Origin of the sequence: Sorangium sp. So ce128, from assembly GCF_051525245.1 — a bacterium.
GTDB lineage: Bacteria > Myxococcota_A > Polyangia > Polyangiales > Polyangiaceae > Sorangium > Sorangium cellulosum_B.
In genome coordinates this window covers 8,381,873-8,403,489 of record NZ_CP150313.1, presented here as the reverse complement: position 1 = coordinate 8,403,489, position 21,617 = coordinate 8,381,873, and the positions used below count along the sequence as shown (strand labels likewise).

The following is a 21,617-nucleotide window of genomic DNA, read 5'->3' as shown; positions in this document are numbered from 1 at the left end:
CCGCGTCACCCCATTCCCGCGTCACCCCACGCCTTGCTGCCGATCGGTGGTGTCCTCTCCACCCAGCGGCGCCTTCGCGGCGCGCGCCGCCTCCGCGAGCGCGCGCTTCTCCGCCTCCGTCTGCTTCACGCGCTCCTCGAGCACGTCGGTGCCGAGGTAGCGGAAGACGTAGACCCCCCCGACGAACATGCAGAGGAACAGGGTGAGCACCCGCCAGAGGACGACGTAGGGCACCACGAACGCGCCGTGGACCCAGGGCGACATGAGCGCGTTCGAGCCGAGCTCGGCGACGCCGCTCGCGCCGGGCGTGGGGGTCATGTAGAGCGCGAAGTTGAGCAGCGTCTGGATCAGGACGACCTGCACGATCGGCGGGCCTACCGAGACGAACGTCGACGGCGAGGTCGGAATGCCGAGCCCGAGCAGGATGAAGTAGGCGACGGCGAACCGCGAGCAGAAGAAGCCGAACGTGAGCAGCAGCGCGGCGGCGTAGGCGCGCTTGCCGCGGCGCATGTAGATGCGGAAGCCGTGGTGGAACTCGTCCACGCCCAGCAGCAGGCGCGCGGTCGTGGCGCCGGGGGCGGCGAGCGCGGCCTCGGCGCGGGCCCGCAGCCGGGGCACGCGCCGGACGCCCAGCAGGGCGGCGCGCAGGAGCTTCCCGAGCGGCACCGACAGCGCGCGGACGATCCCCTTGAGGAGCGGCGGGTACGCCGCCGCGGCGATGAGCGCGACGAGGGCCGAGCCGAACATCACGACGGTGAAGAGGAGCAGCCACTCGATCTGCGAGCCCGCCTGCACGACCAGCATCCCGCCCTGCTGCAGCACGAAGATGACCACGGCAGACAGGAGGAAGAAGGTGATCGTGCACGAGGCGGTGAGCAGCTCCGCCGTGGCCACGTCGACGAGCCGCATGCCGCCGTGCACGAGCACGGCGGCCTGCGACGGCGCCGCGCCGGCCTGTCCGGGGGTCACCCCGGCGCAGAACATCAGCACGAACTCCGAGGTCACCGCGGTACGGACGCGGAGCTCGGGCCAGAGGACGCGCCCGAGGGTCCAGATCCTGAGGCCTCCGAACACCCCCTCTTGCAGCGCCAGCACGGCGCCGACGAGCAGCCAGCCCGGGCGCACGTGCGCGAACGCGGCGGCGAGGCTCGCCTGCTTGTCGTGGATCTCGCTGTAGAGGACGTAAGCGAACGACGCGAGCGTGAGCGTGACGATGACCTGGATGCCTCGGATCAGGGTGGCGCGGTTCATACAGGGGCACGCAGCCGGGGTGATCGCATGCGCACGCCCCTATACCCTGTCGCCGGCGCTCGCGACCGTCATGCCTGCGCTCCTCCGGATCGACACCCCTCCCGTGGCGGCCCCGACCACACGGCGCACGCGCGTCGGGTGCGAAGGCCGCTTCGCGCAGGCGCTCCTCGCTCGCCGCGTCCCCCGGGCTCGTCCAGCGCGCCGCGTTCGCCGCCGTCGCTCCGTCGAATGGCGACGCGCATCCGTGCCTTTCGAGGCCAGGTCGAGGAGATGTCTATTGCGTCGCCGGGGGCGGCTCGCGATGCTGCGAGCCTCATGGCGGCACGAAAGATCGCTATCAGTACCGGCGGAGGCGACGCGCCGGGGCTCAACGCTGTGATCCGCGCGGCCACGCTCGGCGCGCTCGAGCGTGGCTGGGAGGTCTGGGGGATCCGGCAAGGGTACCGCGGGTTGCTCGACGACGATCCGGATGGGCTCATCCGCCTGGATCGCGAGCGGGTCCGGGGCATCGCGCACCTCGGGGGCACCATCCTGGGCACCGCGAACCGCGGCGATCCGTTCCATTACCCGACGCCTGGCGAGCACGGGCTCGTCCCCCGGGATCGATCCGAGGATCTCGTGCGGCGGTTTCGCGCGGAGGGGTTCGACGCGCTCATCTCGGTGGGCGGAGACGGATCCATGTGGATCGCGCACCAGCTGCTCCAGCGCGGGCTGCCCCTCGTCATCGGCGTACCGAAGACGATCGACAACGACGTCTGCTGCACGGACCTCACGTTCGGCTTCGACACGGCGGTCTCCATCGCGACCGAGGCGCTCGACCGGCTCCACACCACGACCGAGGCGCACGAGCGGATCATGGTCGTGGAGGTGATGGGGCGGCACGCGGGCTGGATCGCGCTCAACGCCGGGATCGCCGGCGGAGCCGACGCCATCCTGATGCCGGAGATCCCGTTCCGGTTCGACGCGATCGCCGAGAAGATCCGCCTGCGGGAGTCGCGCGGGCGCCGCTTCTCCATCGTCGTGGCGGCCGAGGGGGCGTATGCGCAAGGGGGTGAGCTGATCATCAAGGACGCGGGCGACGCGTTCCGCCGCACCGCCGTGCTCGGGGGCGTGGCCGAGCGCGTGGCCAAGGAGCTCGCGGCCCGCACCGGCAAGGAAGCGCGCTCGATGGTGCTCGGCCACCTCCAGCGGGGCGGCGGACCCACGACGGCGGATCGCTTGCTCGCCCTCCGCTTCGGCGCGGCCGCGGCGCGGTGCCTCGTCGAGGACTGCGGCAGCGGGATGGTGGCGCTGCGCTCGAACCGGATCGAGCTCGTCCCCCTCGAGGAGGTCGCCGGCAAGACGAAGACGGTGCCGCTCGACTCGGACACGGTCGTCACCGCCCGTGAGATGGGGCTGTGCTTTGGAGACGAGGCGCCCGGCCACTTCGTCGCGCCCTGATCGGCGAGCGCGCGGGTCTTCCGCTGTCTCCCTGCTCCTCGGCGAGAGTTATGTAGGGTTGTGCGGTATCGCCCCCGGACCGGGCGATTTCCGCTCGGCGCCCCGTCGGCAGGATTGGCAGGCGGACGGCGGCCGCGCGATCTGAGCTGCGCTGCCAGCCTCGTGTTTGACACTCGTTGAAGGGGGCCGATATCTTGGTTTCCCCTCCGAACCCGCGCACACCCCGGAACATGACGAAAGTCCTCGTATTTGAGAGCGATCCGGCGTTTGCCGGGGAGCTCCGCACGGAATTGGGCCGCCTCGGCTGCACCGTTCAGGTGGTCGACGACGGCAACGTCGGCCTGCAGGCGGCAGCGGCCGAGCGCCCCGACCTCATCCTGCTGTCGATCGAGCTGCCGCGCATGAACGGCTTCTCGGTCTGCAACAAGCTCAAGAAGGACGTGCAGCTCAAGGACGTCCCGCTCGTCATCATGTCGAGCGAGTCGAGCGAAGAGACGTTCGAGCAGCACCGCAAGCTCAGGACGCGCGCGGAGGACTACATCCACAAGCCGATCGCGTTCGGCGAGCTCCTCGAGCACATCCGCAACTACGTCCCGATCGACGGGGACGACGCGGAGGCCGATCCGATCATGATCGATGAGGCCGAGGTGCTCGAGGCCGACATCGACGAGGACTCCGGCGATCCCACGATCATCACGGCCGCCGTGGGCTCGGACGGCACGCCCGGGAGCGTCGCGCCTCCGCCCGCCGTTGCGCCGTCGGTCCCGCCGCCAGTGCCGAGGCCGCCGTCCGCGGCGCCGCCGCCGCCTGCCGCCGCCGCCACGCCGTCCGCGGTGCCGCCGCCCCCCGCGCCGAGGCCGACGTCCGCGGTGCCGCCGCCCCCCGCGCCGCGGCCGACGTCCGCGGTGCCGCCGTCTGCCGCCACACCGTCTGCCGTGCCGTCGGCGCCCCCTGCCGCCGCTGCGCAGGATCGTGCCCGGGCGTCAGCTCCGCCGAGGCCTCCGCAGGGCGCCGCGGCGCGGTCGGACGCCCGCAAGTCGGACGAGGACATCGAGGAGTTCATCGGCGGCGCGTTCACCCGGCTGATCCGCGACGAGGAGGAGGAGCGCACCGACGTCAGGCCCTCGGTCGCGCCGTCGTCTCGGACGCTGGCGCCCACGAAGACGCCCGTGCCGGCCTCGGCGCCGCCGCCCGTGAGCTCGTCGCCGGTGGCCGCGTACCGGGCGCCGGTCTCCGAGCGCGGTGCCGCGTACCGGGCTCCGGTCTCCGAGCGCGGTGCCGCGTACCGGGCTCCGATCTCCGAGCGCGGGCGGCTGACCCCTGCGCCGCCCGCGCCGCCTCGCTCCGACGCCGACGCGGCCGAGATCGAGCGCCTGCGTGGCGACCTGGACAGGTCCAAGGGAGAGATCGTCCGCCTCACCAAGGAAGTCGCGGCTGCGCGCGCGACCTCGCTCCGCCTCGAGGGAGAGCTCTCCTCGACGAACGACGGCAGCCAGGAGGCGGCCCGCCTGCGGCGCGAGCTGGACGAGCTCAAGGTGAAGCTCGCGTCCGGCGCCGGCGCCGGCTCCAGGCCCGGCGGCGTGTCGAGCCGCGAGTTCCTGGATCTGCGCGAGGCGCTCAACAAGAAGGACAAAGAGATCCTCGCGCTCCGCGACCAGATGTCGCGCAAGGACAAGGAGCTGCTGGAGCTCCGGGATCAGTCGCTGTCGCTCGAGCGAGAGAAGGCCGATCAGGTCGACAGGATCCTGGAGCTCGAGCGCGCGAGCGAGGACCTCGACGGACAGGTCGCGTCGCTCCGCGCGGACAAGGAGCTCGCCGCGAAGCGCGCGGACGACTTCAAGGCGCGCGCGGAGAAGCTGCAGGGGCAGATCGCGGCCCGCGACGCCGATCTCTCGTCGGCCCGGCAGGCGCTGATGGACGCGGAGGCGGCGCACACGGAGGCGCTGCGCGCGGCGGCGGACGAGAAGACGCAAGCGATCGCCGCCGTCGAGGCCTCGGCGCAGCGCGAGCTCGAGGAGAGCGCGCAGGTGGAGCGCGAGCGCTTCGAGCAGGCGGCCGCGGGGCACCGGGCGGAGGTGGAGCGGCTCAACGCCGAGCACGCCGCCCGGCGCGAGCAGCAGGCCGCCGAGCACCGCGCCGCCGTCGAGAAGCTGACCGGCGAGCATGCCGGCGCCATCGAGAAGCTGATCGGCGAGCACGCCGGCGCCATCGAGAAGCTGACCGGCGAGCACGCCGGCGCCATCGAGAAGCTGGCCGGCGAGCACGCCACGGCGCTGGACCGCCTCCGGGCCGAGCATGCGGCGGCGGCGGAGGGGGCGAAATCCGAGCACGCCGCCGCCATGGAGGGGCTGCGGGCCGAGCACGCCGGGGCGCTCGACGCGTCGAGGCGCGAGCACGAGGCCGCCGTCGAGGCGCTGCGGCGTGAGCACGAAGCCGCGGCGGAGCGGCGCGACCGGGAGCACGCCGCTGCGCTGGACACGGCGCGAAGCGAGCACGCCGCCGCCCTGGAGCGCGCTCAGGCGGAGCACGCCGCCGCGCTCCAGGGGGCGCGCGACGAGCACGCCGCCGCGATCGAGAAGCAGCAGGCCGCGCACGCGTCCGCGCTGGAGTCGCTGCGGGGCGAGCACGCGTCCGCGCTGGAGTCGCTGCGGGGCGAGCACGCGAGCGCCGTCGAGGGGCTCCGGAGCGAGCACGCGGACGAGATCGGACGGCGGGATCGCGAGCACGCGGGCGCGCTGCAACGCCTCCAGACCGAGCACGCGCGCGCCCTCGAGGGGCAGGCCGAGGAGCATGCGCGGGCGATCGCGCAGCAGACGGAGGAGCACGCGAGGGCGCTCGCGGCCGCGCGCGAGAGCTTCGCAACGCAGCTCGCGGCGCGGGAGCGCGAGCTCATCGAGGAGCGCGAGCAGGCCGTCCGCGACGCCGAGCAGGCCCACGCGAAGCGGGTGGTCGAGCTCGAGGCGCGCGCCGCCGAGCGGCAGGCGCAGCTCGAGGCCGCGCACGCGCAGGCGCTCGCCGACGCGCGCGCGGCGCACCAGGCCGAGACCGCCGAGCGGGAGGCCGCCTGGGCGGCGCAGCGGCGCGAGCTGGACGAGGTCGCCCGCGGGCTCTCCACGGAGCTCGGGCAAGCGCGCAGCCAGATCGCGGACCTCGAGGCCCGGACGCAGGAGCTCGATCGGCAGCTGGAGCAGCGCGCGGGCGAGCTCTCCGCGGCTGCCGCGGAGCGCGAGCGCTTGCTGGGTGAGCTCGCCGAGCGGGCGCAATCCATCGAGGCGCTCCAGGGCCGGCTCGCCGAGGCCGAGCGGCGTGGGAGCGAGCTCGGCGCTCAGCTCGCGCAGCGGACCGAGGAGCGCGACACCCTGCGGGCGCACGGCGAGCAGCTCACCGAGCAGCTGGCCGTCGAGCGCGCCCGCCTGCAGAAGGCACGCTCGAAGTGGGGTGAGGACCGCGTCTCGCTCGAGCGCGCGCGGGAGGCGCTCGCCGCGGCGCTGTCGCAGATCGATCAAGCCGAGGCGCTCTCGATCGAGTGAGCCCTCGGCGCTCCCTGGAGGGCGCTCGGGGCGATCAGCGCGAGAGCGCGGCCGCCCCGAACGCCTCGGGGAGCAGCGCCGACAGCGAGGTGGTCCGCGGCGCCACGCCGTCGGCCTCGGCGGCGATGAGGCGGATCGGGAAATCCACGGCGAACTCGGCGAGGGTTTGCCGGCACATACCGCACGGGCTGCCGAGCACGGGCCCGCTGGTGGCGACGGTGAGCGCGATCGGATCGCGCTCGCCGGCCGCGACCATCTGCACGATGGCGGAGCGCTCTGCGCAGATGGTGAGCCCGTACGAGGCGTTCTCGACGTTGCAGCCGGTGAACACGCGGCCGGATCGCACGAGGATCGCCGCGCCCACCCGGTAGCTGGAGTACGGCGCGTGCGCCCGCGTCCGGACGGCGAGGGCGGCCTGGTCGAGCGCGCCCCAGTCGATCGCCTGCGCCGCTTCAGCCGAGGCGAGCGCGTCGCCGGCGTCGCGCGGAGGGCGGCTCACGACGCCGTGCTCCCGGCCGCGACGTCGGCGCCGACGCGGCGGACCCACGTCGAGAGCAGCGCCGTGAACCGGGCGCGCGCCTCCCGGGCGGTCTCCTCGACCTCCTTGTGGTCGAGCTCGCGCTTGGTCAGCCCCGCGGCGAGGTTCGTGACGCACGAGATGGCCGCGGCGGGCACGCCCATGTGCCTGAGCGCGATGATCTCCGGGACGGTGCTCATCCCGACCGCATCGGCCCCGAGCGTGCGCAGCATCCGGATCTCGGCGGGCGTCTCGTACGTCGGTCCGAGCAGCGCGGCGTAGACCCCCTCGCGCAGGGCGACGCCCGCGTCGCTCGCCGCAGTCTTCGCGAGCTCGATCAGCCTGGGGTCGTGCGCGTAGGTCATGTCGGGGAAGCGCTTGCCGAGCGCCTCGTCGTTCGGCCCGACCAGCGGGTTCGCTCCCATCAGGTTCAGGTGATCGGTGAGCAGCATGAGGTCGCCGGCGGCGAACCCCGGGTTGATGCCGCCGGCCGCGTTGGTCAGGAGCACGGCGCGACAGCCGAGCCGGGCGAGCACCCGCACGCCGAACACCACCTTCGCCAGCGGGTGCCCCTCGTAGAGGTGCGCGCGCCCCTGAAGGCAGGCGACCTGCACGTCCCCGACGCGGCCGGCGCAGAGGAAGCCGGGGTGCCCGGCGACGGCCGGCCGGGGCATGCCGGGGATGTCCGCGTAGGGCACCTTCACGAGCTCGGCGAGCTCGTCGCCCCAGCCGCCGAGCCCCGATCCGAGCACCACACCAACGCGCGGAGGCGCTGGAATTCGTTCACGAATAACGCGCGCGGCTTCGTCGAGCTCAGGCAGGAGGGTCACCGTGACAAGCTACCCCAGGGCGGCGCAAAGGGTAAACGTCGCAGCGTAAACGTCGCAGATGCACGGCGGCGCGGCGCGTGATAGGGTCGCCGCCCTTTCGGGGCAAGTGACGACGATGGGCACCAAGATCGAAGATTTCTTGAAGGAAAAGAAGATCGACCCCCGCCGCATCATCGCGGCGTCGGTGAAGATCGAGCGGCTGCAGCCGGAGGATCGGGCGATCCGCCTGACCAAGCGGCTGGCGCGTGGCAGCGAGGACGCCGCCAAGAAGAAGGAGGCGGCCAGCGCCAAGAAGCCGCGCAGCGGTCGTCCCGTGACCGACCGCACGCTGAGCGCCGCGCTGCAGGGCAAGGCGATCAGCGGCCCCGCGAAGACGCGCGTTCTTCGCGCGGTCAACCGGGTCCTAGAGCAGAAGAAGCAGGAGAAGGTCGAGCTGTCGGCGCTCTTCGAGCTGCCCAAAAAGGGCGGCGCGGCGGGGGCCGAGGCCGCGGGCTGAAGCCGACGGGGACGACCCGGACGGCGCCGCGATCTCCTCGACTCGCCCGGCTGGAGCGCTCGTCGGCCTGAGGCCGACGCGGGCTCCAGCCGGGCCCCTTTTTGTCAGGGGCTGAAGGCGCTCGCTACACGCGATCGCGGCGGCGGGAGCCCAGATCGAGCAGGTCGGCGGCGACGAGGGCCACGGTCAGCGATACGGCGATGAAGATCATGCGCCGGAAGGTCGCGCCAATGTGGCTCAAGGAACAACTTTTCTGCGTTCGGCGTAACCGCTGCCCTTGTGGAGCAGCCGTGCGGCGCCATGAATGATCCGGCGGCTCGGCGCACCAGAGCTCTCCGTGCATACCGTGGCGGTCGAGACGGGGGCGCTGTGGGCGCACCTCTCGCGGTCGTTCTTCCCTGCTGACGCGGCTGCGCCGGACGGCCGTGACGACGACCTGCCCGAGTGCGCTGCCAGAGACGCCCACGCGCCGCTCGACGTCGCGTTCGCGGGCGGTGACCGCTCTCGTCGTCCGGCGCTCCTCGTCTCTCCGTCGAGCTCCATGAGCGCCGAGGGGGCGGGTAGGCTTCCGCAGGTGACCGAGCCCGACGACGTGGGCGAGTGGATCCGCCGCTTCCAGAGCGGTGACCCGACGGCGTTCGCGGAGATCTTCCGCCGCTACCGCCGCGACGTCGCGCGCCTCGTCTTCAGGATGCTCGGGCCGACGGCCGACGTCGAGGACGTCATCCAGGAGGTGTTCATCCAGGTGCACCGGAGCCTGGGTGACTTCCGCGGGCAATCGAAGTTCACGACGTGGCTCCACCGGGTGACGGTCAATGCCGTGCTGATGGCGCGGCGCGCTGCGCGCTGCCGGCCGGTGTTCGTGGGCGAGCTCGGCGCCGATATCGAGGTGGACCGCGGCATGCTCCCGGACGAGGACGCCGCTCGCGCTCGCAGGATCGACGCCTTTCGGCGGGTGCTGGAGCGCCTCCCCGAGAAGAAGCGGGTCGTCTACGTCCTGCACGAGCTCGAGGGGATCCCGCCGAACGAGATCGCGGAGATCGTCGGCGCGCCGGTCCTGACGGTGCGGACGCGCCTGTTCTATGCGCGCCGCGAGATCGAGGCGATGATGCGCGCCGAGCCCGCGCTCGCCCAGCTCGCCGCCGAGCTGGCCGAGGGCGGCGCGGACAAGGCGGATGGCGCCGGGCCGGCAGCGGCGCGCACGCGCGTTTCCGTGGGGGGCGCCGCCGTGGGATACCCCGCGGCGGATCCATCGGCTGTCGACGCGGAGGACGCATGAGCGGCGCAAAGCACTACGACCGGGCACGCGAGCACATGGAGCGGTTGCTCCGCGCCGAGCAGCCGCCCGAGCCGCGCTGGGAGACCATCGAGCGCGAGCTGTTCGCGCGGATCGAGCGGGCCGCTCCGGTCCACCGCGCCGCGCCGCAGCAGCGCTCGCCGCTCGGGCGCGCGCTCGGGTTCGCGGCGGCGGCGGCGGCCATCGCGTTCGCGGTCCTCGCGGCCGGGCGCTCCGCCCCGCCCGTCACGGCGACGTCGACGCCGCCGCGCGCCCGCGATCTCGCCGAGGTCCCCGTGGCAGCCGGCGGCGACCGGGCGTCCGGCGACCTGGACTTCCGCGCCCTCCGGCCCGGCGACTCCGTCGAGACCGCGGACCACGCGGTCTCTTTCGTCGATGTCGGCTCGGTGCGCTGGACGCTCCTGCCGGACAGCCGCGCCGTCGTGCGCGCCGTGGGCGCGGCAGGGGTCGGCCACGTGATCTCGCTCGAGCGGGGCTCGGTGCGCGCCGACGTCGTCACGCGTGCGCCCGAGGAGGGGCTCGTCGAGGCGTTCGCCGTCGAGGTGGACGGCACCCGCGTCGCGGTGCACGGCACGCTCTTCACCGTGACCCGTCTGGAGGGCCGCGTGGAGGTCGACGTGGAGCACGGCACGGTCGCGGTCGGCCCTGCGGCGTACCGCGGCGCGACCACCGCGCACCTCCTCGTTGGCCCGTCGCGCGGCACCTTCTCGCTCGACGGCGGCCGCGAGGCGCGCCTCCTCGAGCGCCCCGCGCCGAAGGAAGGCGCCGCCGCGGTCGCGTCGCCGGCGCCGGAGCCTGCACCCGCTCCGCCCCAGCCGTCCGTCGGCGCGCGTCCGCCGGGCGGAGCCGCTCTGGCCCCGGCGATCGTGGCTCGCGCGGAGGAGCCCGCCGCCCCTGCGGTCGCTGAGCCGACTGCGCTGCTGTCGCCGCTGACGACCGAGCCCCCGGCCGCCGCCGCGCCGCCGGTCCCGGAGGCGCAGGAGGCGTCTGGCCCGCCGGCGCTCACGCCGGCCTCCGTGCAGTCGCTGCTGTCGAGCTGCTTCGCGCGCGAGAGCGCGGGCGGCAGGTCCTCGGTCCGCCGATCGATCGTCTCGACGCTGCACGTCTCCGTGCGCCCCGACGGCAGCGTCGCCGCCCTGCGCTTCAACCCGCCGCTCCGGCCGGCGCTGCAGGCTTGCGCCGAGGGCCTCTACCGAGGGCGCTTCGCGGGAGGCTCGAGGCAGCTCGACATCCCCCTGACCATCGACGACTGAGCGGCGGTCACCCGCTTCGGATACGGGCCCATCTCGACGTTTTCGGTGCTCAGCGCACCGGAGTGCGCTTGCGCGCCGAAAACGCCGATCTGGACCCGTCTCCTGTGCGGGTGACCGCCGCTCTTCCTGTGCGGGTGACCGCCGCTCTTCCTGTGCGGGTGACCGCCGCTTTAGAGGGAGCCGAGGAGCTGCGTGAGCGCGAAGGTTTCTCGCGCGCCCATCATGCTGAACTGTACCCCCATCCCCTCAGGGGTGGTCCATCGCACCACCGACGGGATCACGGCGACCTGCTTCAGTCCTTGCAGGGACAGCAGCACCTCGACGGTCGCGCCGAAGGGAGCCGGCGAGCTCGTCTCGATGAACATCCCGCCGAGGCTGAGGTCGCGGCATATGGCGTCGACGCGCGGGCCGTCACCGATCCGGAACGCGATCGAGAGCTCGATTTGCTTGCGCGGGTGCTTCCGGTGATCTCGCACGTTCCTCGCTGGCTAGCTGCGCGGCGCTGAGGCGCGCCGCGTGGGGTATTCTGGAGCGCAGAGGAGACGATCAATGTCGCGAGCCGAGAGCGTCGCTGTCAAGCGCCGGGAGCCGCGCTCGAGTTCTTCTTCGAGTGGCTCGAGTCGCTCGAGCCGATCGAACAACAGCGGCAGCAGCACCCCCGCGGTCGCGATCGCGTCGTCCACGAGGGCCGACGCGGGGGCGCGCCGCGGCTGGAAGCGGCACCTCGAGGGCTGGGAGCCGGGGCTCGTGGCCGTGTTCATCGCGGGGTCCGCGGCGATCCTCGCTGTGCCGCGGTCGGTCGAGCCGGCCGAGCTGCCGCTGCCGCTCGCCGACGCGCGAACCCTCGCGCGCGTGCGAGACGCGGACATCACGCGCGCCCGCGAGGCCGAGGAGCTCGGGCTCGACGCCGAGGTGCGCGAGCTCGGCTCCGCCGTCCGCGCGTTCGGGCTCGTGGACGCCGACGCGGATCACACCGAGGCCGAGCTCCTCGCCGCGCGCGCGCGCGTGATCGACGCCATGGGCCGCGCGCTCGCCCAGGGGGACGAGGCGGTGCTCCGGCTGCGCGCCTACCAGCTGAGAGCGTTCGTCCGCGAGGTGCGCCGCTTCGAGGCGACCGGCGAGGAGTCCGACGAGCTCCGCGAGCTCGGCGGCGATTTCCTCGGGCTGCTCCGCCGAAACGCCTGGCTGGGGCAGGGGGACGCGGCGCCGCGCGGCGGCGGGGAGGGAGCCCGCCGCGTCGCCATGGATGGCGTCGCGCTCGGTGTGCTCTTCAAGAAGCGCTGGAGCGCCATCGTCGGCGTCCAGCGAGATCCGTTCGCCCCGGCGCTCGACGAGGAGCGCGCGCTGTTCAAGTTCTTGCTCGCGCACCCGCTCGTCGCCGCGAGGAGCGCGCAGACCCTCCCGGCTCCTCCCGACGAGGAGACGGCGGCGCGCCTTGCGCAGGCGGGTGGGTCGGGGCCGCGCGCACCCGCGGCCGCGCTCCGCGCAGCGGAGGCGCGGCGCGCCGAGGAGCAGTATCGCCTGAAGAAGATTGACGAGCTCGCCGCGCTCGACCCCTCCTATCCCAGGCACCTCGCCCGCGGTGTCACGCTCTATCGGCTGGGGAGCTTCATGCAATCGGCGGAGGCATTCCGCAGCCACCTGGACCAGCACCCCGACGGGGCGTACACGCTTCGAGCGCAAAACTACCTGCGCGCCGCGCTCGAGCGCGCGCGCGAGGAGCAATTCTAGGAACGGTCTCCCGTCGGCCGCGCCGATCGGTCGCGCCCGCATCCCCCGGGGAGGGCCTACGGGCCCCTGCGTATCCCGCCGGGGCGGTATGGGCGCCCGCTGATGCCCTTGGCCGGGTTGCCTTGCCCGCCGCGCCCTCGGCGCGTCTCCATCTCGTTCCAGATCCCCTGCTTGGCCGAGGCCTGCAGGAACCGGCGAGCGGCCGGATATACCTCCTGCTCCTCGCTCTCCACATGGCGCTGGTGCGCAGCGCGCAGGTCCTCGATGAGCTGGGGGATCGTCTCCACGGCCTCGGGGCCGCCGTCTCTGTCGATCGCGGCGCGCAGCGCATCGAGCGCGCGCTGTTGCGCCTTGTGCTCCTGCCGGAGGCGCTCGAGGGTCGGCGCGATCGCCTCGAGCACCGCGAGCCGCGGGTACAGCGAGCGCTCCTCGTCCTCGCGATGCCGGCTCATCGACCGCTCGAAGTAGGACACCACGCTGGAGAGACCCTCGAGCGCGGCGGCGCGCCCGCGGGGATCGCTGAGCGCGCGCGCGGCGCGCGCGAGATCGTTCAGGTTCTCTTCCAGGCTCCGGTGAGCGGCGGCGAGCTTCTCGAGCGGATCGATCCGGTCATCGGACATTCATCGATGATCGAACGACAAGGCGCACGCGTGGAAGCCCTTTATTCCTTCCGCGCGCGATTGGCGCTCCGCGTCGCGCGCTCCGCGTCGCGCGCTCCGCGTCGCGCGTTTCGCGCGCTGGTCATCCGACCAACTCGCCACCTGACCAGCGGAGACCGTATCGCACCTCCGGCGCCGGTCATCCCGCGCGGGATCGCTGGCGCGTTACGGAAGGCCCGCGTTGCGGGGCAGATCGAGGTGCAGCGCGGGCGCCAGCATCTCGCGCGCGAGGTGCACCTCGAGCAGGTCGATCACGGGGCTCTTCGACACCGCGCGGAGCCGCTCGTCCGCGCCGGCATCACCCGCCGCCTTCCTGGCCATCGCGGTGTAAAATTGCGCCTCCACCCGCTGCGCCGCGCTCCGGGCGAGCCTGCCGAGATCCGCGTCGTTGAGCCCACCGTTCGCCCAGGCCGCGAGCTTTCCCGTCCAGGACGCGCGGCTCGTCGCGCTGTCCAGCGCGCGACCCGCGGTGCCGTCGGTCGCGACGCCGAGGGCGCGCTCCAGCAGCAGGACCCAGAGCCCGCCGTAGATGAGATCGTCCTCGTCCACGTTCGCCTCGAGGCCGCGCTTCAGCGCCCGTCGCGCGGCGGGGAGATCGCGCTCCACGAGCGCGCGCCCCACGGCGTCGAGCATCGTGGCGCCGAGCTGCGGCGGCTCGGCCGCCACCAGGGCGAACGCCCGATCGTACGCCCGGGTCGCGCCCTTCTCGTCGCCATAGCCGTCGAGGATGCGCCCGAGCAGCCGCTCCGTCCGCGCCTTGGCGCCGGGATCCCGGGCGCGCTGCCGGGTGTCGAGCGCGGCGGCGAGCGCGGCGTCGAGCGACTCCTTCGCCCGGTCCTGCGTGCCAGCGTCGCGGTGGAGCTCGAAGGCGAGCAGGTGCGCCTGGATGATCTCGAGCGGCGCGCTGCGCGCGTCCGGCGCTCCCAGCGCGCGCCGCACGTCCTCGAGCGCCGCCTGGTGCTCGCCGGACTGCCGCTCGGCCATCGCGAGCACCGTGAGCCCGTTGACCGTCGGCTCGGCCGCCGTCGCCGCGCGGAGCAGCGGCAGCGCGGCCACGAGGTTGCCGGCGCGCAGCTCGAGCGACGCCATGAGAGAACGGACGCGGGCGCCTGACGGATCGAGCGCGCCGCCGCCGCGCGCCGCGCGATCGGCGAGCACGAGCAGCGGCCCCGCCGCGTTGTAGGTGCGCCGGGCCGCGTCGAAATCGTCGTTCGACGCCTCCTCCGAGAGCGCGCTCAGCACGAGCCCGAGCGCGGCCCCGAGCGCGCCCGGGCTCGGCCGGTCGCCGAGCGCGCCGGCGATCACGAGCGGCGTCGCCTCGGACATGCCGAGGCGGATCATCACCTGGGAGAGGAGCGTGGCGCTGTCGTAGTTCTGCGGGTCGCGCCGGTAGGCCTCGAGGGCCGCGCCCCAGATCGCCCCGTCGAGCAGATCCTGCCGCATCCCGGTCTCGGCGTCGCGCTCCTGCGCCTCGTGCTGCGCGAAGGCGGCGGCGAGCGCCTGCCACGAGACCGCGTCGTCGTCGGAGGCGGCGGCCTTGAGCCGCTGGTACAGGCCGGGCGGGATCACCCGGCGCACGCTCGTGCGGTCGATCTGATCGATCGCGCCCTTCGCGTCGCCGAAGCGGAGGAACAGCGCCGCCAGGCTCGCGCCGCCCGACTCGAGCGCGCGCGCCGCCTCGACCGCCTCCTCGCGCTCCGGCCTCGCGCCGCCCTGCCGGTACTCGATGTTGAACTCGATCGCCCGATCGATCCACGCCACGGTGGCGGCGGCCGCGCGCTGGATCGACTCCGCGCGGCCGTCGACGAGGGCGCGCGAGACGGCCGCGCGCTGATCCGCGCCGAGCTGCTCGAGCGGCCCGCCGGTGCGCGTCTCCTTCATCCACTGCTCGAGCGCGGCGAGGTGCTCGTCGCTCTCGGCGCGGGCCCGGCTCCCGCTCGGCAGCGCGGCGGAGCGGATCTCCATGAGGGCCCGCACCCGCCCCTCGTCGCCGCGCGGGCTGAGCCGCTCGATCGCGCCGGCGATGGCGCGCTCGCCCACGGCGTCGATCATCTCGGCGCGCCCCTCGCCGGGACGGACGAGGGCCAGCGCGCCCAGGACGCTCTCGACGGCCCGATCGGGCTGCCCTGCGTTGAAGCGCCCGGCGGCGTGCGCGAGCTGCCTGCGGACCACGCCGATGAGCAGGCCCGTGCGCTGCGGGCTCTGCTTGCCGTCGCGCACGATCGCGAACAGGCTGGCAGAGAAATCGGCGTCGCGGACCTCGACGGCAGCGACGCGGCCCTCGGCGCCTGGCGGCCCCTTCGCCCCCGGCGAGCCAGAGGCCCCGCAGGCGACGGGAGAGAGCGCGAGGGCGAGCGCGGCGAGACCCCGAGCGAGACGGCGCCGAGGGAACAGGGGCGGCAGCGACATTGCGAGCCAGTGTACACGGGGGGAGCGTGAGCGCACCCCTCGGAGGCGCTACCGCGAGCCGTCGCCGAGCTTGCGGCCGAGCAGCTTGGAGGCGAGCGTCTCGCCGAGCTCGCTCATCATCAGCTGCTCGACCACCGCCTCGGTGGCGGCGCGCTCCGCCTCGCTCGTGTACTGGAACTCGATCCCCATCCCCGCCGGAGCCGACTCTGTCGCCTCGGCGGTCGTGACGATCCACTTCACCCGCCCGCGAAGGCGGAGCGGCTCGGCCAGGTTCCGGATCGAGAGGGCGAACACGAACTCGGTGCCGATCGCGAGCGGGCGATCCGTCCGGATGAACGTCCCGCCTTTCGAGATGTTGCGCGTGTAGTCGGCGAAGAACGTGTTGAGCCGTTTGTACTCTACGCTCAGCTCGATCGCGGCGCGATGGGCCGAGCGGCGGTCAGCATCCGTCACGGGACCCACCCTACCACGGCGCATGCGGGCCAATGCGGACCAGAGTAAAGTCGCCGGCCATGCGACTCGGAGGGGTCAGGGCCGCGCTGGCGAGCGGGCGAGGCACGATCGACGCGACGCTCGCCGCCGGGCGGGCAGTGACGCAGGCGGGGCTGCTCGCCGCGCTGCGTTGGCCGGGGCTCAAGGTGCTCGCGCGCGAGCTCGCGAGAGGCAAGGCGAACCCGTCGCTCTTGTTCCGTTTCCACGCCGAGAACAGCCCCCACCGGATCGCGGTGATCGAGCCGCTGGGCCTCGCGAGCCTCGCGCCCCGCGCGGCGGAGCGAGGCGCGGGGCCCCCGGCCGAGGATCGGGTCTACTCCTTCTTCGCGCTGAACGAGGCCATCGATCGGCTGGGCTCCGCGCTCGACCGGCGCGGCGTCGGCCCGGGCGTCGCCGTGCTGCTCGCGCTCAAGAACCGCCCCGAGTTCCTGATGTGCCAGGTCGCGCTGGCCCGCGTCGGCGCGTCCGTGGTGGCGGCCTCGTGGCGATCGACCCCCGCGGAGCTCGCCTACCTCGCCGGCCACTCCGGGGCGCGCCTGCTCCTGTTCGACTCCGACATCGCCGGCGTGATCCGCGAGGCCGCGCCGCGGCTCGAGGGGATCCCGCCCGAGGAGATGATCGCGATCGGCGAGCGCGCCCCGGGCTTCTCGCACCTCGACGACCTCCTCGCCGCGTTCGACGCTCTCGCCGCCGAGCGGGGCGCCTCGCCGGATCGGAGCGAGCGCGCCGCGGTGGTGATGTACACGTCCGGCACCACCGGCAAGCCGAAGGGCGCGGTGCGCGGCTTCGGCGGCGGCATCGTCCTGCCGGCGCTCGGGGCCATCGGCGCGACCCCGATGCGCGCGGGGGACGTGCACCTCGCCGTGTGCCCGCTCTACCACCTCACGGCGCTCGGCTTCGTCAACCTGTCGCTCATCGTCGGCGCCACGATCGTGATCCTCCCGGAGTTCCAGCCCGAGCTCTTCCTCGAGGCGATCCAGCGGTACCGCGTGACCACCACGGCGGTCGTCCCGACGATGCTCCACCGCGTCCTCGAGCTCGGCGAGGCGCGGCTCAGCGCCTACGACACGTCGTCGCTCACCGCGATCTTCGTGGGCGGCGCGCCGCTCTCGCCGGCGCTCGCGGCGGAGGTGATGGCGGCGTTCGGCGACCGGCTCTTCAACTTCTACGGCGCGACCGAGACGGGCATCGTGACGATCGCGGGCCCCGGGGATCTTCGCGCCTCGCCGGGCACCATCGGGCGCCCCGTCGCCGGCAGCGAGCTGCTGCTCGCGCGCGAGGACGGGACGCCGTGCCAGGACGGCGAGGTGGGCGAGCTTTACGTGAGGAGCTCCTTGCTGGTCTCCGGCTACCACAGGGACCCAGGCGCCACGCGCGAGTCGACGCGCGACGGCTACTTCTCGGTCGGCGACCTCGCCCGCCGCGACGCGCGCGGCTGCTACCACCTCGAGGGCCGCAAGCGGGAGCTCATCATCTCGGGGGGCGTGAACGTGTACCCCGCCGAGGTGGAGTCGGTCCTCCACGAGCACCCGGCGGTCGCCGAGGCCGCGGTGGTGGGCGTCCCGGATCGCGCCTTCGGGGAGCGCGTGCGCGCGGTCGTCGCCCTGCGCCCCGGCGCGACCGCGAGCGAGGGCGACATCCGGGCGCACTGCCGCGCGCGGCTCGCGGGCCCGAAGGTCCCGCGCGAGGTCGTCTTCGTCGACGCGCTGCCGCGCAACCCGACGGGCAAGGTGATGAAGTGCGAACTCGCCGGGCCCGAAGGGAAATCAGCGGATTAGGCGGCCCGGTAGCCGCTGTCCCGGGAGGGCGATCGATGCTATTTCGCACGTCGTGCGGGATCCGTACGAAGTATTGGGCGTCGAGCGTTCCTCGACGCAGGATGAAATCAAGAGCGCCTTCCGGCGGCTCGCCGGCCAGCACCATCCCGACAAGAACCCGGGGGATCAGGGCGCGCACGTCCGCTTCAAGGAGCTGAACGCGGCCTACCAGATCCTGAGCGATCCGCAGAAGCGCGCGGCGTTCGATCGGTTCGGCCCCGCCGCCGTCGGCGCCTCCGCCGGCTCGGGGGTCCCGGGCGTGCCCTTCGACATGCAGGACCTCAACCTGGACGCCATCTTCGGCGATCTCCTCGGCGCCCTGGGCATCCGGGTCGGCGACCGCGGGACGCTGCAGAAGGAGGTGCGGATCACCTTCGAGGAGGCGGCGTTCGGCTGCGCGAAGGAGATCACCTACGATCGCGTCGAGCCGTGCGGCGACTGCGCCGGCTCGGGCTCCGCGCCGGGCGCGTCGACCGAGCGCTGCTCGGCGTGCTCGGGCCGCGGCCGCGTCCGGATGCAGCAGGGGATGTTCCCCATCGCGATCGAGCGCCCCTGCGGGCGGTGCCGCGGCACGGGGCGGATCGTGACCGACCCGTGCAGGACGTGCCGCGGCGCCGGCCTCGCGGCGAAGCAGAAGACCATCGAGGTGACGATCCCTCCGGGCGTGGAGAACGGCGCGACGCGGCTCGTGGAGCGCGGCGGCAACGCCGTCCGCTCCGACCGGGGGCCGGGCGATCTGGAGCTCACCATCCGCGTCTCGCCGCACGAGCTCTTCCGCCGCGTCGGCGACGACGTGGTGTGCTCCGTGCCGATCTCGTTCGCGCGCGCGGCGCTCGGCGGCGAGCTGGAGATCCCGACGCTGGAGGGGAAGGGCCGGCTCCGCATCCCCCCGGGCACGCAGCCCGGCGCGGTGCTCCGGATCAAGGGCAGGGGCATACCGCGTCGCGTCGTGGGCGGGCGCGGCGACCAGCTCGTCGAGGTGAGCGTCGAGGTGCCGACGCAGCTCACCGCGACGCAGCGGGAGCTCATCGCGCAGCTGGCGAAGGAGCTCGGCGAGAACGTGCAGCCTCAGCAGGCCACCTTCATGGAGAAGCTGAAGGGGCTGTTTGGTTGACCTGGCGCGCGGCCGCGCGCGATCCTTCGCGCTCTGCTGAACGCCGAGGCACGAGCCCTGCCTCGAGCGCCTGAGCCGACATGGCGACGGAGGGATCGGACATGGACAAGGCGAAGTTCATCGACGTCCTGAGCGACTCCACCGGAGAGACGGCGGAGAAGGCCGTGCGCGCCGCGCTCCTCCAGTACCCGGACGCGGGGGTGCAGATCCGCCTCCACACCCGGGTGCGCACGCCGGAGGTCGCGCGGCCGGTGCTCGAGCGCGCGGCCCGGGAGGGCGCGCTCGTCGTGTTCACCGTGGTGAGCCCCGAGCTGCGCGAGTTCCTGCATGCGTCCACCGCCGAGCTGAACATCGAGGCGATCGATCTGATCGGCTCGCTCATCGTCCGGCTCGGCACCTTCCTCGACCGGGAGCCGATCAACCTGCCGAGCGCGATGCTCCCGCTGAGCGAGGAGTACTTCCGGCGCATCGAGGCGGTGGAGTTCGCGGTGAAGAGCGACGACGGGAAGGAGCCGCGGAACTTCAAGAGGGCCGACATCGTCCTCGTCGGCGTCTCGCGCACGTCGAAGACGCCGCTGTCGACGCTGCTCGCGCAGCGCGGCCTCAAGGTCGCGAACCTCCCCCTGGTGCTCGGCGTCCCGCCGCCGCTCGAGCTGATGGAGGCCCCCCAGGATCGGGTCGTCGGGCTGACCATCGGGATCGATCAGCTCTGCGAGATCCGGCAGGCGCGGCTGCGCCAGCTCGGGATGCCCTCCGAGACCAACTACGCGATGCGCGAGCACGTCCGGCAGGAGCTCGACTTCGCGAACCGTCTCTTCGCCGCGCACCCGGAGTGGCCGGTGGTCGACGTCACCAAGCGCGCCATCGAGGAGACGGCGGTGATCATCCTCGAGCACCTGAAGGAGCGCGACGAGCGCGCCAAGGTCGTGCGCTCCTCGCTCGTGTGAGGCCGCGGCTCCAGCGAGATCAGCTCACGATCTTGAGGGCGCGGCCGACGAGGACCTCGTTGTGGCTGCCGGTCCTGTACCCGCCTAGATCGAGCGTCACGTACCGGAAGCCGTGCCGCTTGCCGGCGGCCACGATCTCGGCGCGCACCGGCGGCTCGGCGGCGCGCGCGAGCTCGCCCGCGTCGAGCTCGATGCGCGCGAGGTCGTCGTGGTATCGGACGCGGACCTGGCGGAACCCGATGCCGCGCAGCGCCGCCTCGAAGCCGCCGATCTGCGCGAGCCGCTCGCGCGTGACGCTGGTCCCGTAAGGGATCCGGCTGGAGAGGCAGGCCGCGGCCGGCTTGTCCCAGATAGGCAGGCCGACGCGCGCCGCGCCGGCGCGCACATCGGCCTTGCTGAAGCCGAGCTCGACGAGGGGGCTCAGCACGCCCGCCTCCCGCGCCGCCTCCAGCCCGGGGCGGTAGTCGCCGAGGTCGTCGGTGTTGGTGCCGTTCACGATCGCCGCGAGCGCCCACTCGGATCGCCTTCGCGCGGCGATCCGGTAGAGCTCGCTCTTGCAGTGGAAGCAGCGATCCGGGTTGTTCGCGACGTAACGCGGATCGTCGATCTCGGACGATTCGACGAGCCGGTGATCGGCGCCGATCAGCCGGGCGATCGAGGTGGCCTCTTCCTTCTCGGCCGGCGCGAGGCTCGGCGAGACCGCGGTCATCCCGACGGCCCTCGGGCCGAGCTCCTGGTGCGCGACCGCGAGGACGAAGGCGCTGTCGACCCCGCCGGAGTAGCAGACGAGGACCGATCCGAGCTCCCGGAGCCGGGCGCGCAGCCCGGCGAGCTTGGCATCAATGGGCGAGCCCTCGGGCGTGGACGACAGCGCGGACATGGCGATCCTCTTACCATAAGCCGCGTTCCGCGCCGGTCGGCCCGGCGTCCGCCAGGTTACTTGCGGTCCGAGCGCCGGTTCTGACACGCTGCAGGGCCAGATGGACCCGAAGAGGAAGCAGGCCGCCCGCACCTCCCTGCCGTTCGCGCTCGCGGCGGCGCTCGCGCCCGCCGCGTTTGCTGGCCAGGGGTGCAGCGACAACCGGCTGCCGCCGCGGGAGCTGCCGCGCGCCGAGGAGCAGCAGGCGCTCCCGCGATGGTACCCGGAGAAGCCCTGGTCGGAGCAGGGCGGGGAGAGCCAGGTCTACATCGAGGGCAAGATCGTCTTCGACACGAGCAAGGCGACGATCCGGCCGGGCAGCGAGAAGACGCTGGAGACGCTGCTCCAGTTCATCAAGGAGCACCCCGAGGTGACGCGGCTGCGGATCGAGGGGCACACGGACGCGCAGTCGAGCGAGGAGCACAACCAGGCGCTCAGCGCGCGGCGCGCCCTCGCGGTCGCCGACTGGCTGGTCGATCACGAGGTCGAGAGCGACCGGCTGATCGCCGTGGGCTTCGGCGAGTCGCGCCCGCTCGGGCCGAACGAGATCGCGGCAGGCCGCAGCGAGAACCGCCGGGTCGAGTTCCACGTGGCCGAGGTGAACGGGCGCCCCTTCCTGGGGCAGGATCCGTACAGGGGCGGCCTGGCGCTGGAGGTGCTGAGCCTCGAGCAGCGCAAGCAGCGCGCGGAGCAGGCCGCGCAGCTCAAGGCGCCTCCGCCCCGCAAGGGCTTCGTGGCGACGGGCGACGAGATCAAGCCGGTGCAGGTCAAGCCGCGGGCCACGTCGGAGGCGCAGGAGGGCGAGCCCCCCGCGCCGAGCGCGCCGGCCAAGGAGAGCGCGCCCGCGAAGGGTGGCGCGGCGCCCGCGGGCGGGGGCTGAGCGACCTCAGGGCGAGGTGCCCGCGGGCGGGGGCT

Annotated in this window: 18 protein-coding genes; 10 read left to right on the top strand and 8 right to left on the bottom strand. The window is 73.5% G+C overall.

From position 1 onward, the window contains the following. Nucleotides 1-21: 21 nt before the first annotated feature. The gene (locus WME82_RS31875; protein WP_438038385.1) at nucleotides 22-1,251 is read right to left on the bottom strand and encodes a lysylphosphatidylglycerol synthase transmembrane domain-containing protein; all 1,230 of its coding nucleotides are present in this window, start codon (nucleotides 1,249-1,251) and stop codon (nucleotides 22-24) included. Nucleotides 1,252-1,566: 315 nt separating this feature from the next. On the opposite strand from WME82_RS31875, the gene WME82_RS31870 reads away from it, so the two are divergent. Together WME82_RS31870 and WME82_RS31865 are read left to right on the top strand one after the other, a co-directional pair. Next, complete coding sequence (locus WME82_RS31870; protein ID WP_438038384.1) at nucleotides 1,567-2,691, top strand: 6-phosphofructokinase; 1,125 nt, start codon at nucleotides 1,567-1,569, stop codon at nucleotides 2,689-2,691. A gap of 230 nt (nucleotides 2,692-2,921) precedes the next feature. Next, nucleotides 2,922-6,221, top strand: coding sequence for a response regulator (locus WME82_RS31865; protein ID WP_438038383.1), 3,300 nt, complete (start codon nucleotides 2,922-2,924; stop codon nucleotides 6,219-6,221). Nucleotides 6,222-6,255: 34 nt separating this feature from the next. On the opposite strand, the gene cdd is transcribed toward WME82_RS31865, so the two are convergent. Both cdd and WME82_RS31855 read right to left on the bottom strand, forming a co-directional pair. Further along, nucleotides 6,256-6,720: a cytidine deaminase gene (cdd, locus tag WME82_RS31860; RefSeq protein ID WP_438038382.1), complete on the bottom strand. Its 465-nt coding sequence runs from the start codon at nucleotides 6,718-6,720 to the stop codon at nucleotides 6,256-6,258. Further along, complete coding sequence (locus WME82_RS31855; RefSeq protein ID WP_438038381.1) at nucleotides 6,717-7,568, bottom strand: purine-nucleoside phosphorylase; 852 nt, start codon at nucleotides 7,566-7,568, stop codon at nucleotides 6,717-6,719. Before WME82_RS31855 ends, cdd begins: the two co-directional genes overlap by 4 nt. 58 nt (nucleotides 7,569-7,626) lie before the next feature. Between WME82_RS31855 and WME82_RS31850 the strand changes: the two genes are divergently transcribed. From WME82_RS31850 to WME82_RS31840, 3 genes are all read left to right on the top strand, one after another. Continuing rightward, nucleotides 7,627-8,064 (top strand): hypothetical protein, encoded by a 438-nt coding sequence (locus tag WME82_RS31850; protein ID WP_438038380.1) that lies wholly within the window; start codon nucleotides 7,627-7,629, stop codon nucleotides 8,062-8,064. Between the two features lie 304 nt (nucleotides 8,065-8,368). After that, nucleotides 8,369-9,343 carry an RNA polymerase sigma factor gene (locus tag WME82_RS31845; RefSeq protein WP_438038379.1) on the top strand — a complete coding sequence of 325 codons (975 nt, stop codon included), beginning with the start codon at nucleotides 8,369-8,371 and terminating at the stop codon, nucleotides 9,341-9,343. Further along, nucleotides 9,340-10,614 carry a FecR domain-containing protein gene (locus WME82_RS31840; protein ID WP_438038378.1) on the top strand — a complete coding sequence of 425 codons (1,275 nt, stop codon included), beginning with the start codon at nucleotides 9,340-9,342 and terminating at the stop codon, nucleotides 10,612-10,614. Before WME82_RS31845 ends, WME82_RS31840 begins: the two co-directional genes overlap by 4 nt. Nucleotides 10,615-10,784: 170 nt before the next feature. Here WME82_RS31840 and WME82_RS31835 read toward each other — a convergent pair whose 3' ends face one another. After that, nucleotides 10,785-11,090 (bottom strand): PilZ domain-containing protein, encoded by a 306-nt coding sequence (locus WME82_RS31835; RefSeq protein ID WP_438038377.1) that lies wholly within the window; start codon nucleotides 11,088-11,090, stop codon nucleotides 10,785-10,787. A gap of 73 nt (nucleotides 11,091-11,163) precedes the next feature. Between WME82_RS31835 and WME82_RS31830 the strand changes: the two genes are divergently transcribed. Beyond that, nucleotides 11,164-12,345: a hypothetical protein gene (locus WME82_RS31830; protein ID WP_438038376.1), complete on the top strand. Its 1,182-nt coding sequence runs from the start codon at nucleotides 11,164-11,166 to the stop codon at nucleotides 12,343-12,345. Between the two features lie 56 nt (nucleotides 12,346-12,401). On the opposite strand, the gene WME82_RS31825 is transcribed toward WME82_RS31830, so the two are convergent. From WME82_RS31825 to WME82_RS31815, 3 genes are all read right to left on the bottom strand, one after another. Continuing rightward, the gene (locus WME82_RS31825; RefSeq protein ID WP_438038375.1) at nucleotides 12,402-12,965 is read right to left on the bottom strand and encodes a hemerythrin domain-containing protein; all 564 of its coding nucleotides are present in this window, start codon (nucleotides 12,963-12,965) and stop codon (nucleotides 12,402-12,404) included. 204 nt (nucleotides 12,966-13,169) lie between these two features. After that, nucleotides 13,170-15,413, bottom strand: coding sequence for a hypothetical protein (locus WME82_RS31820; RefSeq protein WP_438038374.1), 2,244 nt, complete (start codon nucleotides 15,411-15,413; stop codon nucleotides 13,170-13,172). Nucleotides 15,414-15,461: 48 nt separating this feature from the next. Further along, nucleotides 15,462-15,866, bottom strand: a complete 405-nt coding sequence (locus WME82_RS31815) for a PilZ domain-containing protein (RefSeq protein WP_437740249.1) — start codon at nucleotides 15,864-15,866, stop codon at nucleotides 15,462-15,464. Between the two features lie 59 nt (nucleotides 15,867-15,925). Here WME82_RS31815 and WME82_RS31810 point away from each other — a divergent pair, with 59 nt between their 5' ends. The 3 genes from WME82_RS31810 (at nucleotide 15,926) to WME82_RS31800 (ending at nucleotide 19,783) form a co-directional block, all read left to right on the top strand. Further along, on the top strand, nucleotides 15,926-17,683 hold the full coding sequence (locus WME82_RS31810) for a class I adenylate-forming enzyme family protein (RefSeq protein WP_438038373.1): 1,758 nt from the start codon (nucleotides 15,926-15,928) through the stop codon (nucleotides 17,681-17,683). Between the two features lie 52 nt (nucleotides 17,684-17,735). Beyond that, on the top strand, nucleotides 17,736-18,836 hold the full coding sequence (gene dnaJ / locus WME82_RS31805; protein ID WP_438038372.1) for a molecular chaperone DnaJ: 1,101 nt from the start codon (nucleotides 17,736-17,738) through the stop codon (nucleotides 18,834-18,836). 101 nt (nucleotides 18,837-18,937) lie between these two features. Continuing rightward, nucleotides 18,938-19,783: a pyruvate, water dikinase regulatory protein gene (locus tag WME82_RS31800; RefSeq protein ID WP_437740246.1), complete on the top strand. Its 846-nt coding sequence runs from the start codon at nucleotides 18,938-18,940 to the stop codon at nucleotides 19,781-19,783. Nucleotides 19,784-19,802: 19 nt separating this feature from the next. Here the strand turns inward: WME82_RS31800 and larE are convergent, their stop codons facing one another. Then, a complete protein-coding gene (gene larE, locus WME82_RS31795; RefSeq protein ID WP_437740245.1) occupies nucleotides 19,803-20,663 on the bottom strand; it encodes an ATP-dependent sacrificial sulfur transferase LarE in 861 nt (286 codons plus the stop codon). A gap of 100 nt (nucleotides 20,664-20,763) precedes the next feature. Here larE and WME82_RS31790 point away from each other — a divergent pair, with 100 nt between their 5' ends. Continuing rightward, nucleotides 20,764-21,582 (top strand): OmpA family protein, encoded by an 819-nt coding sequence (locus WME82_RS31790; protein ID WP_437851149.1) that lies wholly within the window; start codon nucleotides 20,764-20,766, stop codon nucleotides 21,580-21,582. Nucleotides 21,583-21,617: the final 35 nt, after the last annotated feature.

Coding starts and splice junctions, on each gene's coding strand:
- WME82_RS31800 (WP_437740246.1), top strand. CDS start 18,938: ATGGACAAGGCGAAGTTCATCGACGTCCTGAGCGACTCCACCGGAGAG.
- WME82_RS31830 (WP_438038376.1), top strand. CDS start 11,164: ATGTCGCGAGCCGAGAGCGTCGCTGTCAAGCGCCGGGAGCCGCGCTCG.
- larE (WP_437740245.1), bottom strand. CDS start 20,663: ATGTCCGCGCTGTCGTCCACGCCCGAGGGCTCGCCCATTGATGCCAAG.
- WME82_RS31865 (WP_438038383.1), top strand. CDS start 2,922: ATGACGAAAGTCCTCGTATTTGAGAGCGATCCGGCGTTTGCCGGGGAG.
- WME82_RS31825 (WP_438038375.1), bottom strand. CDS start 12,965: ATGTCCGATGACCGGATCGATCCGCTCGAGAAGCTCGCCGCCGCTCAC.
- WME82_RS31875 (WP_438038385.1), bottom strand. CDS start 1,251: ATGAACCGCGCCACCCTGATCCGAGGCATCCAGGTCATCGTCACGCTC.
- WME82_RS31870 (WP_438038384.1), top strand. CDS start 1,567: ATGGCGGCACGAAAGATCGCTATCAGTACCGGCGGAGGCGACGCGCCG.
- WME82_RS31810 (WP_438038373.1), top strand. CDS start 15,926: ATGCGACTCGGAGGGGTCAGGGCCGCGCTGGCGAGCGGGCGAGGCACG.
- WME82_RS31845 (WP_438038379.1), top strand. CDS start 8,369: ATGATCCGGCGGCTCGGCGCACCAGAGCTCTCCGTGCATACCGTGGCG.
- WME82_RS31850 (WP_438038380.1), top strand. CDS start 7,627: ATGCACGGCGGCGCGGCGCGTGATAGGGTCGCCGCCCTTTCGGGGCAA.
- WME82_RS31790 (WP_437851149.1), top strand. CDS start 20,764: ATGGACCCGAAGAGGAAGCAGGCCGCCCGCACCTCCCTGCCGTTCGCG.
- WME82_RS31820 (WP_438038374.1), bottom strand. CDS start 15,413: ATGTCGCTGCCGCCCCTGTTCCCTCGGCGCCGTCTCGCTCGGGGTCTC.
- WME82_RS31840 (WP_438038378.1), top strand. CDS start 9,340: ATGAGCGGCGCAAAGCACTACGACCGGGCACGCGAGCACATGGAGCGG.